18 protein-coding genes are annotated in these 16,531 nt (G+C 68.5%); 8 read left to right on the top strand and 10 right to left on the bottom strand.

All coding sequences use genetic code 11. From position 1 onward, the window contains the following. On the bottom strand, positions 1-193 hold a 193-nt coding region (locus tag JZ792_RS37895; RefSeq protein ID WP_216917716.1), incomplete at its 3' end, for a PhoD-like phosphatase N-terminal domain-containing protein. Between the two features lie 145 nt (positions 194-338). Beyond that, entirely contained in the window at positions 339-1,286 is a 948-nt protein-coding gene (locus tag JZ792_RS37890) for an Lrp/AsnC family transcriptional regulator (RefSeq protein WP_216917715.1), read from the bottom strand. 85 nt (positions 1,287-1,371) lie between these two features. On the opposite strand from JZ792_RS37890, the gene JZ792_RS37885 reads away from it, so the two are divergent. Both JZ792_RS37885 and JZ792_RS37880 read left to right on the top strand, forming a co-directional pair. Continuing rightward, positions 1,372-2,241 (top strand): VOC family protein, encoded by an 870-nt coding sequence (locus JZ792_RS37885; protein WP_216917714.1) that lies wholly within the window; start codon positions 1,372-1,374, stop codon positions 2,239-2,241. Between the two features lie 221 nt (positions 2,242-2,462). Further along, positions 2,463-2,750 carry a hypothetical protein gene (locus tag JZ792_RS37880; protein ID WP_216917713.1) on the top strand — a complete coding sequence of 96 codons (288 nt, stop codon included), beginning with the start codon at positions 2,463-2,465 and terminating at the stop codon, positions 2,748-2,750. Between the two features lie 22 nt (positions 2,751-2,772). On the opposite strand, the gene JZ792_RS37875 is transcribed toward JZ792_RS37880, so the two are convergent. Beyond that, complete coding sequence (locus tag JZ792_RS37875; protein ID WP_216917712.1) at positions 2,773-3,345, bottom strand: TIGR03086 family metal-binding protein; 573 nt, start codon at positions 3,343-3,345, stop codon at positions 2,773-2,775. Positions 3,346-3,531: 186 nt separating this feature from the next. Between JZ792_RS37875 and JZ792_RS37870 the strand changes: the two genes are divergently transcribed. Next, a complete protein-coding gene (locus JZ792_RS37870; protein WP_216917711.1) occupies positions 3,532-4,110 on the top strand; it encodes a TetR/AcrR family transcriptional regulator in 579 nt (192 codons plus the stop codon). A 34-nt stretch (positions 4,111-4,144) separates the two neighbouring features. Then, a complete protein-coding gene (locus JZ792_RS37865) occupies positions 4,145-4,618 on the top strand; it encodes a gluconokinase (protein ID WP_216917719.1) in 474 nt (157 codons plus the stop codon). Here JZ792_RS37865 and JZ792_RS37860 read toward each other — a convergent pair. The 3 genes from JZ792_RS37860 to JZ792_RS37850 all read right to left on the bottom strand — a co-directional run bounded on the left by JZ792_RS37860 (position 4,615) and on the right by JZ792_RS37850 (position 7,491). After that, positions 4,615-5,421, bottom strand: coding sequence for a M50 family metallopeptidase (locus tag JZ792_RS37860; protein ID WP_216917710.1), 807 nt, complete (start codon positions 5,419-5,421; stop codon positions 4,615-4,617). The two genes, JZ792_RS37865 and JZ792_RS37860, sit on opposite strands and share 4 nt — an antisense overlap. A 119-nt stretch (positions 5,422-5,540) precedes the next feature. Then, a complete protein-coding gene (locus JZ792_RS37855) occupies positions 5,541-6,590 on the bottom strand; it encodes a Gfo/Idh/MocA family oxidoreductase (protein ID WP_216917709.1) in 1,050 nt (349 codons plus the stop codon). A gap of 103 nt (positions 6,591-6,693) precedes the next feature. After that, the gene (locus JZ792_RS37850; protein ID WP_216917708.1) at positions 6,694-7,491 is read right to left on the bottom strand and encodes a class I SAM-dependent methyltransferase; all 798 of its coding nucleotides are present in this window, start codon (positions 7,489-7,491) and stop codon (positions 6,694-6,696) included. A 102-nt stretch (positions 7,492-7,593) separates the two neighbouring features. On the opposite strand from JZ792_RS37850, the gene yczE reads away from it, so the two are divergent. Then, positions 7,594-8,331 (top strand): membrane protein YczE, encoded by a 738-nt coding sequence (gene yczE / locus JZ792_RS37845; RefSeq protein ID WP_254190885.1) that lies wholly within the window; start codon positions 7,594-7,596, stop codon positions 8,329-8,331. Here the strand turns inward: yczE and JZ792_RS37840 are convergent. Beyond that, a complete protein-coding gene (locus tag JZ792_RS37840) occupies positions 8,244-9,005 on the bottom strand; it encodes a siderophore-interacting protein (protein WP_216917707.1) in 762 nt (253 codons plus the stop codon). The genes yczE and JZ792_RS37840 overlap by 88 nt on opposite strands. A gap of 143 nt (positions 9,006-9,148) precedes the next feature. Here JZ792_RS37840 and JZ792_RS37835 point away from each other — a divergent pair, with 143 nt between their 5' ends. Beyond that, the gene (locus JZ792_RS37835) at positions 9,149-9,976 is read left to right on the top strand and encodes an NADPH-dependent oxidoreductase (protein ID WP_216917706.1); all 828 of its coding nucleotides are present in this window, start codon (positions 9,149-9,151) and stop codon (positions 9,974-9,976) included. A gap of 68 nt (positions 9,977-10,044) precedes the next feature. Here JZ792_RS37835 and JZ792_RS37830 read toward each other — a convergent pair whose 3' ends face one another. The 3 genes from JZ792_RS37830 to JZ792_RS37820 form a co-directional block, all read right to left on the bottom strand. Beyond that, entirely contained in the window at positions 10,045-11,079 is a 1,035-nt protein-coding gene (locus JZ792_RS37830) for an LLM class flavin-dependent oxidoreductase (protein WP_254190884.1), read from the bottom strand. 12 nt (positions 11,080-11,091) lie between these two features. Next, positions 11,092-12,519, bottom strand: coding sequence for an MDR family MFS transporter (locus JZ792_RS37825; protein WP_308165613.1), 1,428 nt, complete (start codon positions 12,517-12,519; stop codon positions 11,092-11,094). An 87-nt stretch (positions 12,520-12,606) separates the two neighbouring features. Continuing rightward, on the bottom strand, positions 12,607-13,359 hold the full coding sequence (locus tag JZ792_RS37820) for an LGFP repeat-containing protein (protein WP_216917704.1): 753 nt from the start codon (positions 13,357-13,359) through the stop codon (positions 12,607-12,609). A 932-nt stretch (positions 13,360-14,291) separates the two neighbouring features. Here JZ792_RS37820 and JZ792_RS37815 point away from each other — a divergent pair. Both JZ792_RS37815 and JZ792_RS37810 read left to right on the top strand, forming a co-directional pair. After that, entirely contained in the window at positions 14,292-15,392 is a 1,101-nt protein-coding gene (locus JZ792_RS37815; protein ID WP_254190883.1) for a cytochrome P450, read from the top strand. A gap of 13 nt (positions 15,393-15,405) precedes the next feature. Next, on the top strand, positions 15,406-16,531 hold a 1,126-nt coding region (locus JZ792_RS37810; RefSeq protein WP_216917703.1), incomplete at its 3' end, for a cytochrome P450 family protein.

The raw sequence follows: 16,531 nt of genomic DNA, 5'->3' as shown, positions 1-16,531 counted from the left end.
GATCGGGGGCGAGCCGGGTCCACAGCACGACGCCGTCGGGCGTGGGATCACCCGAGGCGACCCCGAGGCTGAACGGGTCGCCCGACATTCGTGGGGCGCGGAATCGGCTGCTGCCGACCGCCGACGTTCCCACCAGTAGCGCCGCCGATCCGGCGGTGCCGATCCTCAACAACTGGCGACGGGACAAGCTCATACTCGACGGTACAGGAAAAGCGGAGGAACTACCTCCGATTGTCGTCGGGCGTACTCCTACCAGGAGATATTCGGTGCTTTCGCCGACGATCAGGCTCGGCGGGTAGCGCGCCGTGACGCTCGTGCGTGCGCCCCGGATCGGTTACTCAGAGGGGCGCCGCGCGTTTGACGATCGAGGTGATCGGCGCGGTCTCCACGTGCCGCACCCCGTCGATCGCGCCGATGCGTTCGGTGAGATAGCCGAACAGTCCCTCCGAATCCCGGCACACCGCGACGGCGACGATGCTGTGCGATCCGGTCGTCGCGCACGCGTGCGCGATCTCCGGGTGCGTGGCGAGCGCGCGACCCACCGCGAGCAGGTGTGCGGGAGCGACGTCGAGCCAGAGCGCCGCTTGGACCGGGAAACCGAGTACGGCGGCATCGACTTCGACGTCGAAGCGCAGAACCCGGTTGCGGCGCAACTCTTCCAGCCGCCGCCGTACCGCCGAATCGGACCAGCCGAGCCCACGGGCCAGGTGCTGGTAGTCGGTCCGGCCGTCGCGTGCCAGCGCGGGCAGCAGACGGCGGTCGAGATCGGTCAGCGCGACCCGGCCCGATTCCTCCGATCGCGGTGTCGACAGCGCGAGAATCTGATCCGGGGTCAGCGCGGAGGTCCGGCCCGGCCACTGTCTGTCGGTGAGGTGGCGCAGCAGTCGTTGGGTGTCGAGCGAGACGACCTGCGGCGCGCGGGTCAGCGACGCCATCGGCGGCGGCTGTTCACCGTCGACCCGCACGATCGCGGTCACCTCGCTCCCGCCGGACAGGACGATCACCCACGCCGTGTCCGGTCTGCGGGCCAGTTCCCCGGCGACGGCGGCGGCACCGCCGGGACGCACACTGATCCGGAGGAACCATTCGGCGTATCCGATCCGCCCGCTGTCGGGAACGCCGGTGACGCGGGCGAGTCCGTGCGCGCGCAGGCGAGCGAAACGACGCGCGACCGTCCGGTCGGCGACGTCGAGAACCTCCGCGATCCTGCTGAACGGCGCGCGCCCGTCGACCTGGAGCGCGTGCAGCAGTCCGCGATCGACGGCGTCCAGGGTGACCGAATCCACCGCTCCAGACTAGGACAGTGTCGGATTGCGGCGTGGCGGCGATATTCCGGTGACGCGCACGACTCCCGGCCGCAGGCTCGCAGCCATGACAGAAGTATCGGGTTTTCACCACGCCGGGATCGTCACTCGCGATCTCGACGGGCTGGCACGGCGCTACACCGAACTCGGATTCACCGTGAGCCCGCACTCGCGGCATCTGCTCGGCGCGGGCCCCGGTGAGCCGCCGGTGCCCGGACGCGCGGCCGACCGATGCGTCCTGTTCGGTGACTCCTCCATCGAACTGCTCGGGATCGTCGACGAATCCGCTCCCGATCCGTGGCACACCCGCGCCGTGATCGAGCGATACGAGGGGTTGCGCCTGTTGAACCTGGAAACCGCCGATGCCGTCGTCTCCGCCGAGCGGTTGGCGGCGGCGGGGTTGCGCACCTCCGGTGTGCTCGATCTGGCCCGCGATGTCGACACCGAGGACGGCGTCCGCACCGTCCGGGCGAAGGCGGTGCGTATCGACCCGCGCTCGACACCGGAGGGATATCTCGGCCTCGCTCAACATCTCACGCGTGACCACGTGCACCGGCCGCGCTCCCTCGTCCACGACAACGGCGCGCGCGGGATCGGTGCGGTCCTGATCGTCGCGAGCGAGGACGCCTTCGACGCGATCGTCGACCGCTACGTGCGCATCCTCGAACTGCCCCCGTACGAGGAGGGACCGCTGACGCTGCTCCGAACCGGTTCCGTCCACATGGAATTCGTGCGGGCCGCCGATGCCGAGAAGGTACTGCCGGGGGAACCGGTTCCCGCCGACTCCTACCTCGCGGCCATGACGATCCGCGTCGCCGACGCCGCCGAGGCGCGCGATATCGTCGAGGACCACGGCATCCCGATCCAGCCGACCGGTGACGGATTCTTCGTCTCGGCGCGCGACGCCTGCGGGGCGGGCCTGTTCTTCACCGGATGAGGCGGTGGTGTCGGGTGAGCGGTGGTCGCGGGAACGGTGGCGGCGATCCCTGGATAGCGGAGTGGAACCGCGCTACTCTGATCGACGTTCGGCCGAGGGGTGCAGGTGGGATGTGTACGAATCGGAAATGTCGGGGCGAATAATCACCGGCGGTGGCCTTGTGCACGGATGGACATCGAAGGTGGTCGGGCCTGGTCGCGTGAGCGGATAGGAGGGCGACGGTGGACGTCGATGACGCGCGCCGTTTCGCGGCGCATGTATGGCAGCGTCAGGATTCGACGCGATCCGAACGCCTGGCCGCGGTGAAAGCCGACGCCCACGCGCGCGGAAAGGAACCGTTCGATCTCGGCCGTCTCGAATCATTGTGCGACACAAGCGACTCGGGACGCGTGGACCCGACGCACTGGCGCCAACGCCGCTTCGAGTTGATGTACTACAGCCATCCCGAGATGATGACGATCGAGGATCTCGCCGAACACATCATGGTGGCGCGGGGCTGGATGCAGTGACCTCACGGCCTCGGTCGCGCGGTCACATCTCGCGTCCGAGGAACGCGGCGAGTCGATCGGCGGGGTACTCGGAGGATGTCCGGGCCGCCGGTCCGAAGAGGCCGACGCCGTCGGCGCCGCGATGACCGTCGAGCACCCAGGTCCGGGCGTGGGCGAGCAGTCCGTCGGCCAGTTCCGGATCCAGATTCGTCGAATGTCCCACCGCGCGAGCGAGATCCCAGCCGTGGATGAACTGGTCCTGGGTCGACATGAGCAATAGCGCGCTCGCGGAGAGACGGCCGCCGAACAGCGAGGTGTCGGCGCGCAGAGTTCCGAAGGCGGCCGGCGTCTTTCGAATGCCGTCGTCGTACGCGTCGAGATAGTCGCCGACGGTGTGGTTCTCGTCGGTGTCGGCGACCCGCTCGGTGACGCCGTCGATCGCGTCGCGGGCCGAGCGTGCCGCGTCGATCATGTGGCGGATCAGTGCGTCCACGTTCCAGGAAGCGCACGGCGTCGGCGCGTCGAGTTGGTCGTCTCGGACGACCGCGAGAACGGCGCGGGTCGCGGCGAACGCGCGCCGTAATCCGCTGGTGTCCAAGGTCGAAGGATCGTTCATGGTGCCTCTCCCTGGTCGGCGCGCCTCGAGCTGAGGACTCCGGACAGCATCAATGTACATAGTGTCTAGACGATTCGTCTAGACACTATGTATAGACAAACTGTTCGGAATTGTTGCTACGGTTTCGCGATGGTGACCGCAGGTGAATCGACCCCGCGACGTCCGCGCCGGGGGCAGGGAAGATCGGTGCGACAGCATATTCTCGACGCGACCAGCGAGTTACTGGCCGAGCGGTCCTTCAACGAGTTCAGCGTGGCCGACGTCCTGACCCGCGCCGACGTGGCTCGCGGCACCTTCTATTTCCACTTCGGGAGCAAACACGAGGTCCTGGCCGAACTCGTGCGCCGGACCGTCGCGCGCGGACACGACGCGGCACACCCGTCACTCGGACACGAGGCGGAAGGTGAGCGGCGCAACACGATTCGCTACGGTGTCGCCGAGAGCGCGCGGCTGTGGCGCGAACACCCGCATATCCTGCGCGCGATCGTCGAGAACTGGCGCAGCGACCCGGGTTTGGCCGAATTGTGGCTGGAACAGATGAGCACGTTCACGGCCACGACCGAGGCCAGGTTGGAGGCCGACGCCGCGGCCGGGGTGCTGCGCGACGACATTCCGGACACGAAGGCGCTCGCGACCGCGCTGACCTGGCTCGGGGAACGTCTGCACTATCTGGCGGCCATCGACGTCGCGCCGTTGAACGACGAGGAACAGTTGGTCGACGTGCTCACCCATATCTGGATGAGCACCCTGTACGCGCGTGACTGAGCTCGGGGAACGCAGGCCGCCGGTAGTCGTCGTGATGGGGGTGTCCGCGTCGGGCAAGTCGACCGTCGGTCCGCGCCTGGCCGCCGCGCTCGCGGTCGACTACGCCGACGGCGACGATTTCCACCCGGCGGCGAATATCGAGAAGATGGCCGCGGGTGTCGCGCTGAGCACCGCCGACCGGATTCCGTGGCTCGACGCCGTCGCCGACTGGCTGGCCGCGCATCGCCTCTCGGGCGGCGTCGTCGCCTGTTCGGCGCTCGAGCGCGGGTATCGGGACCGCCTGCGCGCGGCGGCGCCCGCCTTCTTCGTGCATCTCGATGTCACCCGTGCCGAACTCGAGCGCCGAATACGTGCCCGCGGTGGTCATTTCATGCCCGCGACCCTCCTGGACTCCCAACTCGACACCCTGCGACCGCTCGCCGCCGACGAGCGCGGTGTCACCGTCGACGCGACACGTCCACCGGCCGAACTGGTTCGGACGGTGATCGCCGCGCTGGCCGCGGGCTAGCCACTCGTCGAGGTCGGGGCCTGGCACGATTCACCCGACACCACCGGGATACACACCCCGGTCGCGTCCGAGAGCAGCAGGCCGCCGCCGACCACCAGTGCCGCGACGGCGATCGCGCCGAAGAACAGCACCCACAGGATGCCGGGAATGCGGGTGAGCCCGGCCAATTGGTCGGCGTCGGAGCCGACGTTGTGCGGTGTGTTGCGCAGTCGCCGGGAACGGCCGCGCTGCAATTCGATCACCGGCCGTGCCCCGGCGAGGAGCAGGAACCAGGCGCCGAGAAAGGCGACCGCGGCCTGCACGGTATCGGTGCCGAACCACGACACCGCGAAAATCGTCGCGCCGAGCGCGAAGACGGTGCACAGGCCGTAGATGTTGCGCACTTTGATCAGCACCGCGGCGAGCAGCACGATGGAGGTCCACAGCATCAAGGTGATGCGCTCCGCGCCGAGCAGCGCCGCGAAACCGAGGCCGAGCAGCGGGGGAGCGGGATAGCCCGCCATGGCGGTGAGAATCATGCCCGGGCCGTAGGGCTTTCCGCTGGAAACGGTCAGACCCGAGGTGTCCGAATGCAGGGTGATGCTGTCGAGACGGCGTCCGGTGAGCAGCGCGATCAGGGCGTGCCCGCCCTCGTGCGCGATGGTCACCACATTGCGCGTGATCCGCCACAGCGGCCCGTAGGCCACGAGGACCAGGGCGACCAACCCGGTCACGACCACCAGCCACCACGGTGGCGGCACTTGCGTTGTCGTCAGCCGATCCGCGATGGAGGCGCCGCGATCGACCAGTTCCGCTCTGTCCACCGCCGCACCCTATCCGCCGAACCGCGTGCCCGCTCGGGCTCATGTTCCAGGATGCGGTCTACCGCGGTGTTCCGTCGCCGATCGCGCGGATGTGCCCGCGGGTCGGGCGTGGCGCGGGATCAGACCCGCACGATCCGCTCGGTCTGCGCCGATTCCCGCGCGGCTTCGAGTAGTCGAGTGGTGACGAGCGCGTCGTACGGGTCGACGGGGACCGGTGTGCCGTCGAGCACGGCGGCGGCCATCGCGGCGTAGAAGGCGGGATAGTCGCCGGGGAGGGTGGGCTCGGGCGCGAGATCGGGTTCCGCACCGAAGGTCCCCCACCGATCGGATTCGACAGCGCCCCAACCCTCGTCACCGGGACGGCGTCCCGCGCGCAATGCCTCCTCCTGCGGATCGAGTCCGAAACTGCGATAGCCCGCTGTCGAACCGAGCACCCGAAATCGGGGTCCGAGCAGCGGTGTGACCGCGCTCGCCCACAGGTGTGAGCGCACCCCGCAGGCGTGGGTGAGCGCGAGGAAGACGTCGTCGTCGGTCCGGATCCCCTCGCGTCGTCGGTCGAGTTCGCAGTACACCGAATGCACCGGACCGAACAGGGCGAAGGCTTGGTCGAGGAGATGGCTGCCGAGATCGAACAGCAGCCCGGCGCCCTGCTCGGGCGCCCCGCTCTCGCGCCAGCCACCCTTGGACACCGGCCGCCACCGCTCGAACCGGGATTCGAATCGTCGCACCTCGCCCAGTCGCCCGGACGCGATCAGACTGCCGACGGTCAGGAAATCCCCGTCCCAGCGCCGGTTCTGGAAGACCGACAGCGCGACACCGGCCGATTGCGCGGCGGCGAGCACCTCCTCGGCCTGGGCGGAGGTCACGGCGAACGGTTTGTCCACCACGACGGCGACCCCGGCCCGCAGCGCGCGCTGCGCCAACGGCGCGTGAGTGTCGTTCGGAGACGCGATCACGAGCAGGTCCAGCGCGCCGATGTCCTCGAAGAGCGCGTCCACGTCCGGTACGACGCGCACGCCCGGATGATCCCGGCGTGCCTGCTCGGCCCGTTGCGCCGACCCGGTGACCACGGTCGCCAGCCGCGTTCGCGGTTCCGCGGCGATCAGCGGCGCGTGGAATACCGATCCGGCGAGTCCGTACCCGACGACGCCGACCTCGAGGATGCTCATCACCGCGACGCTACCGGCCTCGCGGCGGTCCGTATCGCAGCCGGGAGATCTGTCGCGCGAGGTGTCAGGACGGTTCTCGCGGCGTTGTCTCGGTGGTGTTGTCTCAGCGGCGTCGTCCGACGGTGAGCGTCGCGGACCAGTGCCGGGTCAGCCGGTCTTCCGGACGCTCGGCCAGGCGGCGGCGGATCTCGCGGTACAGGTACTCGCGCCTCACCGGGGACATCGCGATATGGCCGGAGAAGGTGTCGAGCAGCGCGATATAGGAATCCGCCGAATAGTCGATCGACCACAGATAGCGGTGTGACGCGGTCACCTCGAAACGGCCCGAGTCGACGAATTCGTCCGCGGTGGTGTCGATCCGCTCGTCGGGTGGGGGCGGCGGCCACACGGGGACACTCTCGCCGATCTCGTCGTAGACCCGCTGGATCTCGGTGAAGAACGGGTCGAATCCTTCGGGAAAGGCATGATCGGCGGCCCATACCGCCAGATGACCGCCGGGGCGCAGCAGCGCGGCGGCACGTTCGTACTTCACGGTCGGGTCGACCCATTTCCACGCGGTGGCCGCGTAGATCAGGTCGAACACGACCTCCCGCCCCGGATCCCATTCCTCGAACGCCGAGGTGATCACCGAGACCCGAGGGAATTCGGCCAGCCGTCGCCGTGCCGTCGCCGCCATCGCCGCACCGAGTTCGACCGCCGTGATCGCGAAACCCGCTCCGGCCAGTGCGATGGTGGCTGTGCCCGGACCGCAACCGATTTCGAGCAGAGCGGCGGAGGGGGTCACCCCGGTCGCGGCGATCAGGTCGGCGAACAGCGCGTCGGGATAACCGGGTCGCGCATCCCCGTAATGTGCTGCGGCGGTGTCGAAAGTCGCGCGCAATACCTCACGATCGGTGCCCATGCGTTCATGGTAGAGGTGGATCCCGGCCGCCTCGTCGAGAGTCGGTCCAGTAGTGGGGGAGTGGCCCTGTTTTCGGGAGCCAGTAGCCGTCAGGCTGGAGTGATGTTGTTTCGGCGGCTCGCCGCGCTGTATTCCGGACTCTGGTTGTACGGGTTCTCCATGGCCGTGATGGTGCGGGCCGGACTCGGGCTGGATCCGTGGGACGTCTTCCACCAGGGGATCGCCGGGCACGTCCCGCTCAGTTTCGGGGCGGTGACGGCGGTCACGGGAGTGGTCGTGCTGCTGGCCTGGATCCCGCTGCGACAACGGCCGGGGCTCGGGACCGTCAGCAATGTCGTGGTGATCGGGATCTCGGTCGACATCGGATTGTGGCTGCTGCCGCAATGGCACGACCTGCCGGTGCGGCTCGGCGCGATGCTCGTGGCCGTGGTGCTCAATGCCGCCGCGACGGTGCTCTACATCGGTGCGGGGATGGGACCGGGGCCCCGCGACGGACTGATGACGGGTCTGGTTCGCCGCACGGGTCTCTCGGTTCGGTTGATACGCACGGGTATAGAGGTGACGGTGCTGTCCGTCGGCTGGATACTCGGCGGCAGCGTCGGGATAGGGACGGTCGTCTACGCGTTGGGGATCGGGCCGCTCATCCAGCTCATGATCCCCTCGGTCCACGGCCGCCTACCGGGCTTCCGTGCCGAGGGCCCCGCCGAACCCGTCGCGGCGGGGGCGGATCCCGCCCCGGCCTCGGCGGATGCTCAACTCGCGGCGGGCGCGGATTCCTCGGTCGCGAGCGCGGCTTTCCATTCGCGGAAGCCTTCTTCGGTGCGGCCGCGTCGCCAGTAACCGGAGATCGAATTGGCCCACTCGGCGGAGACGTTGCGTTCGCGGCGGATGTAGCGGCGCAGATCCCGCATGACGGCCTGCGCCTCGCCGTGGATGAAGACCTGGACCTGTCCGTCGTTCCACGGCGCCGCGCGCACCGCCTCGGCGAGCGCCTCGCCCGGTTCGCGACTGCCGCGATGCAGCCAGGTGAGTTCGACGCCGTCCGGCTTGACCAGCGGAAGTTCGTCATCGGGCCCGCCGACTTCGACGAAGACGCGTCCGACGGCGGAACTCTTCATGGCCTCCAGCGCCGCGGCGATGGCGGGCAGCGCGGCCTCGTCGCCCGCAAGCAGATGCCAGTCGGCGTCGGCGCGGGGCGAGTACGCCCCGCCCGGTCCGTAGACATCGATGGTCTGGCCCGGTTCCGCCGTCGCGGCCCACGGGCCTGCGACACCCTCGCTGCCGTGATAGACGAAATCGGCGGCCAACTGTCCGGCGACCGGATCGACCGAGCGGACGGTATAGGTGCGCAGCACCTCGACGCCGTCCCGGTCGAAGATGAATTTCACGTAGGAGTCGGTGAATTCACTCGGACGGAACGTGGCGAAGCCCGGTCCGCCGAGGTGGACCCGGATGAGATGCGGGGTCAGCCACTCGGTGCGTTGCACGGTGAGGGTGGTGCGGGGTCGCGCCAAGATTGCCTCCGAAAGTTTCGATAAATTAGGTATGCCTAACCAACAGTACCCGTCGCCCACGGTCGACGGCACGGTGATCGGGTTCGGTTCAGGGTGACGCTTACCGCAGACACGCGGTGTCGCACGGGCCAGGATGACAATTCATGACGCAGACCGTGCCGACCCCCGCCCACATCGTCGCGCAGCGATACCGGGATGCCGCCCCGGCCGATCCCGCGCACTGGAATCCGGTCCTGCAGGTTCTGCACGAGCATCGATCGGCGCGCAGGTACCTGCCCGATCCGGTCTCCGACGACACCCTGCGGCTGTTGGTGTCCGCGGCCCAGTCGGCGCCCACCTCGTCCAATCTCCAGGTGTGGAGCGTCGTGGCGGTCCGCGATCCGGAACGCAAAGCGCGCTTGGCGGCGGTGGCGGGTGATCAGCGACATATTCTGCAGGCGCCGGTACTGCTGGTCTGGACCGCCGATTTCGCGCGGCTGCGTCAGCTCGCGGGCGACCGGGATGCCCCGCTCGACGGCGCGGACTACCTCGAGTCCAGCTATGTCGGTTTCATCGATGCCGCGCTGGCCGCGCAGAACGCCGTCGTCGCCGCGGAATCGCTCGGGCTCGGCACCGTCTACATCGGGGCGTTGCGCAACAAGCCCGAGGTCGTCGCGGCCGAAATCGGTCTGCCCGAACACGTTTTCGCGGTCTTCGGTCTCGTGGTCGGTCACCCCGATCCCGCCGAGGACGCGAGGGTCAAGCCGCGCCTGCCGCAGCAGGCGGTGCTGCACCACGAGACCTACGGCCTCGAGGCGCAGCGCGATCACGTCACCGAATACGAGGGGCGGATCGCGCAATTCTATGCCGAACAAGAACTTTCGCATTCGTGGACCGATCGGGTGCTGACCAGGCTCGCCTCCGAGGCGAGCCTGAACGGACGGCACACGCTGCGTGAATCCCTGTTCAAACAGGGATTCCGACTGCGCTGACCGCGAATCGGGCCGTCTGCGACGCACGCGGGCCCCGATCGCGCGGCCCGCGATCACGCCGACCTCGATCAAGCGGCGACCTTCTCCTTGACGAGTTCGAAGGAACGCACCCGATCCTCGACGTCGTAGACGAGCGTGTTGATCATCAGCTCGTCGGCGTCGGTGCGTTCCATCAGTTCGCCGAGCTGGCGTCGCACGGTCTCGGGTGAGCCGAGCGCCTGGCCCTCGCGGCGGGACAGGATGAACTGCCGCTCCCGGTCGCTGAGCGGATATCGCGCCGCCTCCTCCGGGGTCGGCAGGGCCTGCGGCCTGCCACCGGCCAGATGCAGGAATGCCAGGTCACGTGGCAGTGCCAATTCCTCGGCCCGCTCGTCGGTGTCGGCGCAGACCACGGCGACCGCGACCATCGCGTACGGCTTGTCCAGATGTTCCGAGGGCCGGAACTGCTCGCGATACAGCGCCAGCGCCGGTTCGGTATTGGCGGCGGAGAAATGGTGGGCGAAGGCGAACGGCAGGCCCAGCAGCGCCGCCACCTGCGCGCTGAAACCGCTCGAGCCGAGCAGCCAGATATCGGGCTGCTCGCCGAGTCCGGGTGTCGCGGTGATTCCGGCGGAGTCGGTGCCGCGGAAGTAGCGCAGCAGGGCCGCGAGTTCCTGCGGGAACGAATCGGCGTTGAGTCCCTCCCTGGTGCGCCGCAGCGCGAGCGCCGTCGCCTGATCCGTACCGGGCGCGCGTCCGATGCCCAGATCGACCCGGCCCGGATGCAGGGCGTGCAGGGTTCCGAATTGTTCGGCGACGACGAGCGGCGCGTGATTGGGCAGCATCACACCGCCGGAACCGATACGAATGGTCGAGGTGGCGGCGGCCAGATGCGCCAGCAGCACGCTCGGGGCCGAACTCGCGATCCCGGGCATGTTGTGGTGCTCGGCCACCCAGAAGCGGTGATATCCGAGTGCCTCGGTGCGCCGCGCGACCTCCGTCGTGGCCGCGAGCCCTTCGCCCGCGGTACGACCGGCCTCCACCGGCGCCAGATCCAGAACTGACAGCGGGACGTCAAGCAATGCGGCTCCTAGTCGTGGGATGACATCAAGAGCCAACGTCATCGGACCCGTGCCTTATTTCACCGCCGCCGGATCGACGACCGCCCGGCCCGGCATCATCGCCGACGCGGCGACCATGACCACCGCCATCGCGGCGATCGCGAGGAAGACCAGGTGCACCGCTTCGGACAGGATCGCGGGCTCGGGGTGGTCGGTGTCGCCGATCCGGGAATTGACCATCGCGCCGAACACCGCGACGCCCACGGCGCTGCCCAGCGAACGGGCGAACATGTTGGCCGAGGTCACCACACCGCGTTCGGCCCATTCCGCGCTGGTCTGGGCGGCGATCAGGGTGGGGGTCGCGACCATGCCCATACCCGCGCCGACCAGGAAACACGACGCCGCGACCTGCGCCAGCGTGGAATCCTCGGTGATCAGCAGTGTGCTCGCGGCGCCGAGGGTGGCCAGTCCGCTGCCGATGAGCGCGGTGCCGCGGAAACCGATGCGCAGGTACACCTTTCCCGCCTGGGACGCGGCCAGCGGCCAGCCGAGGGTGAGCGCGCCGACCGTGAGACCTGCCACCAGCGCCCCGGTGCCGAGGACCCCCTGGGTGAAGGTCGGGACATAGGAGGTGAGCCCGAGGACGATCGCGCCGACCAGTACCGACACCAGGCTGCTCGCGATCACCACACGCCGGGTGAAGACCCACAGCGGCAGCACGGGATTCTCCGCGGCGCGTTCCACGAGCACGAACAGCACCAGGACCAGCGACCCGGCCGCGAAGATCCCGATACTGATCGGCGAGGACCACGCCCAGGCCTGACCACCTTCGAGCAGTCCGAGGATGAGCGATCCGGCCGCGACGGTCAGCAGGCCCGCGCCCAGGTAGTCGACGCTGGTGCGGGTGCGCGGCGCGGTCTCGCGGAAACTGCGCAGCAGCATCCATCCCGCCACCGCCGAGAGCGGCAGATTCACCAGGAAGATCCACCGCCAGCTGACGTACTCGGCGAAGACGCCGCCGAGCAGCGGGCCGAGCACCGCGGACATCGCCCAGACGCTGGCCAGATAGCCCTGCACCTTGGCCCGTTCGGACAGTGTGTAGAGGTCGCCAGCGATCACCATCGTCATCGGCTGGATCGCACCCGCGCCGATTCCCTGCACCGCGCGGAAGATGATCAGCAGCACCATATTTCCGGCCAGGCCGCACAGCAGCGACCCGAGAGCGAAGACCACGATGCCGAACAGGATCACCGGTTTACGCCCGACGGTGTCGGCCAGTTTGCCGTAGATCGGCACCGTGACGGCCTGGGCCAGCAGGTAGATCGAGAACAGCCAGGGGAATTGCGAGAAGCCGCCGAGACTGTCGGTGATGCTCAGGACCGCCGTGGCGATGATCGTCGAATCCAGCGCGACCAGTCCGGTCGACAACATCAGCGCCGCGAGGATCGGTCCCCGTTCCGATCGGAATCCGATGGCCGAATCCGCCGAATCCACTGTTCCGATCGCCACCGGCGGCCCCTCTCGCTCATTCATCCGACCATTCGGACGAACGTATCCGCGACGAGGCTATTCCCGCACCGAATTATCCGGTCACGGCACCCAGGTGATGCGGCCGCCCTGGAAGTCCTGCGCCTTGCCGCCCTGGTAGTCGTATTCGTCGCTGGTCGGATAGCCGTAGCGGCCGTTCTCCGCGCCCGCCCGGACCCAGTCGTCGCGCAGCGCGCCCCAGACGGCGTGGGCGCCGGTACTCGGCGAGGAGTAGATCGCGCCGCCGGTGAACAGGTTGTATCTGCCGTTGTTCTTGGCGGCGGCCTCGTCGGTCAGTGGGTATCCGAGCGGGCCGCTCTCCCAGCCGGTGGCCGCCCATTTGTCCCGGATCGGTCCGCCGACCTGGTGCGCGGCGGTGCCGAGCGACCAGTAGATCGATCCGCGTTCGAAGTGGTTGAAACGCCCGGAACCGGACGGTGTGACTTGCTCGGCGGTAACCGGGTATCCGAGCGTCCCGGTCTCGGTGCCGAGTTCGGTCCATTTGTCGCGGATCGCGCCGTTCACCGAATGCGCCCCGGTATCGGGCTGCCAGTAGATCGCGGCATTGCGCGCGAACGTCTGGAACTTCCCGCCGCGCGCCGCGTCGGTCTCGGGAGCGGTCGGATCGCCGAAGACCGCGGGTCCGCCCTGCTGGTCGTATTCCACCTCGATCGCGCCACCGACCTCGAAGGGGCCGATCGGCCGTGCGCCCGCCGTCGTCGCGGTCAGCATCAGACCCGCGGCCACGGCGGACAGTGCCAACGCGCCGCGGCGGCGCGACCCGGACGGAATGTGTGTGCGAAGTGGCCGTGCCATAGAACTCCCCTGGAGACGTGGAATCGGTAGCCGGGAGTTTGCGCCCGACATTCGGCAATGCTCACCCGAAGCTACCAGTCGCGGTGTCGGTGCCGGGCACGGCCCGTGCGGTCCCGCTTCGGGGCGACGGCAGGTCCGCCGCCCGCGACCTGCGCGTCCCCGCGCGGCGCGGGCGCGAACAGTCGCGGGTGAATCGGACCGATGATTCTTGCCGCGCGGTGTCTCGCTGGAGAAGGATATCCGCCGGAGGACCCGGCCGCCGGGTCTGTCGGGTGTGGTCGGCACGCGCGGCATTCCGCTCGGAAGCAGTCACGGACCGATGGAAAGCCAAGTAGTAGAACATATCCGAGAATCGGGCGATCTCGACGCCGGGTGGCGACGTGGATTCGTGCCGCGATCGAACGCGTCGACGTTCCCGAAGCCGGGCAGTCGAAGTGACCGTCGAATCTTGTTGACGCATCCGGCTTGCCGCCGGTTCGGTACTGATACCGTGGATGGCCGGTCGGGTTTCGGACGACTGGTGGGTACGCGCGCTCGATCGCTTCGATCTGTGAAACTGCCTGTTCCGTAGGCACTGTGGGTCGCTTCGGACGATCCGCCGCGTCCTGCCGCGGTTCCGGTGCGCGATCGGACCCCACGTCCGGGGTCACCGGGGTCGGCGGTGCGAGGGAAGGTCGAGCGGGACAGTTGAGGCAGACACCGACACTCGCCGCTGTCACCCGGGCGACATCCTGTATCACCTCTTGGAGCCATATCTTTTGAGCAACCCACGTTCAGCCGCGTTCACTCCCCGGGCCGTCGATTCGGGTCTGTGCCCGGTCCAGCACGGATCGCCGGTCGACACCGACGGACCCCGACTACCCCTGCACACGTCCGAATTCGCCGCGGACCCACACGCCGCCTATCGAGAAATGCGCAGACAGTACGGGTCGATGGCCCCGATCGAAGTCGCGCCGGGTGTTCCCGCGACCCTCGTACTCGGTTATCAGACCGCACTGCGGGTCCTCAACGATCCCGATCACTTCCCGGCCGATCCGCGCGGCTGGCAGGACAGCATCCCCGCCGATTCCCCGGTCAAGCCGATGATGGAATGGCATCCGAACGCGTTGCGCAACAGCGGCGCCGCGCACACGCGCTACCGGCAGGCCTACGTCGGCGCGATCGACGGGATCGACCTGCACGCGCTGCACGCCAAGATCGAGACGATCGCCGTTCCGCTGATCAACGCCTTCTGCACGACCGGGTCGGCGGATCTGGTGTCCCAGTACGCGTTTCCGCTCGTCTTCGAAGTGCTGAACCAGATGGTCGGCTGCTCGCCCGAACTGGGTCAGCGCGTGGCCACCGGTATGGCGATGCTCTTCGACACCGTCGAGGCGGCGCGCGGCATGGAGATGCTCAGCACGGCGCTGCTCGAGTTGATCGCGCTGCGGCGCGCCGAACCCGGCGACGACGTCACCTCCCGCCTGGCCCACCACCCGGCAGGTCTGGACGACACCGAGATGCTGAGTCAGCTGATCAGTTTCTACGGCGCGGGTATCGAACCCCAGCAGAATCTCATCGCCAACACGTTGCTGCTCATGGTCACCGATGAACGGTTCGGCGGCAATGTCCTCGGCGGCGCGCTCTCGACCCGTGACGCCCTGGACGAGGTGCTGTTCAACGACCCGCCGATGGCGAATTTCTGCACGACCTATCCGAGGCAGCCCATCCTCATCGACAACACCTGGCTGCCCGCCCATCAGCCGGTCGTCATCAGCCTGTCCGGCTGCAACAACGATCCAGCCATCCGCGGCGGTGACCGGACCGGCAATCGCGCGCACCTGGCCTGGAGCGCGGGCCCGCACGCCTGTCCGGCCAAATCCGTGGCCTACATGATCGTGCAGGACGCCATCGACCAATTGCTCGATGCCCTGCCCGAGTTGGACCTCGCCGTGCCCGCCGACCAGTTGGCGTGGCGCCCCGGCCCGTTCCACCGCGCGCTCGCCGCGCTGCCGGTCGTCTTCCCACCGTCTCCCCCGATGAATCCGTTGTAAGGAGTTCCTCCCCATGGAAAATCAACCGATCGTCCTGGATCCGACCGGCGCGGACATCCAGGGCGAGTCGAGCAGGATCCGGGCCGCGGGACCGGTCACGGCGGTGGGATTACCGGGCGGTGTGACCGCCTGGTCGGTGACCGACGCCGCGGTCCTGAAGAGTCTGCTCGCCGATTCCCGCGTGTCCAAGGACGCGCGTCAGCACTGGTCCGCGTTCATCAACGGTGAGATCACCGAGGCGTGGCCGCTGCACGCGTGGGTCGCCGTCGACAATATGTTCACCGCGTACGGCCCCGAGCACCGCAGGCTGCGCAGGTTGGTCTCACCCGCGTTCACCCACCGGCGTTCCACCGCGCTGCGCCCGAGGATCGAGGAGATCACCGCCGAACTGCTCGATCGGCTCGCGCAGGTCCCGAACGGTGAGCCCGTCGACCTGCGCCAGGCCTACGCCTACCCGGTGCCGATCCGGGTCATCACCGAGATGATGGGCGTGCCCGACCATCTCGGCCCCGGCATGCACACATGCGTCGACGGCTTCTTCGACATGTCCTTCGGCCCCGAAGAGGCGCTGGCCAACTACCTGGAGATGTACCGGCTCGTGAGCGAACTCGTCGCCTTCCGGCGCGAGACGCCCGGCGACGACGTCACCAGCGTCCTGATCGCCACCCGTGACGAGGACGACGGTTCGCGTCTGACCGAGAAGGAACTGGTGGACACCCTGATCCTGGTCATCAACGCCGGACACGAGACCACCGTGAACCTGCTCGACCAGGCCATCTTCGCCCTGCTGACCCACCCCGAGCAGTGCGCCGAGGTCGTCGAAGGCCGGGCCTCGTGGTCCGACGTGGTCGAGGAGACCCTGCGCTACGAGGCGCCGGTGGCCCACATCCCGCTGCGCTACGCCGTCGAGGATATCGAGGTCGAGGGAACCCTGATCCCCAAGGGCGAGCCCATCCTGGCGTCCTACGCCGCCGCGGGCCGCGACCCCGGCGTCTACGGCCCCACCGCCGCCGCCTTCGACATCCACCGCACCACCAAGGACCACCTGTCCTTCGGCCACGGCGCCCACCACTGCATCGGAGCCCCCCTCGCCCGCCTCGAGGCCGCCATCGCCCTCCCCGCCGTCTTCACCCGATTCC

Origin of the sequence: Nocardia noduli (genome assembly GCF_019038455.1) — a bacterium.
Classification (GTDB): Bacteria; Actinomycetota; Actinomycetes; order Mycobacteriales; family Mycobacteriaceae; genus Nocardia; species Nocardia noduli.
This window is presented reverse-complemented; position numbering and strand designations above follow the sequence as displayed.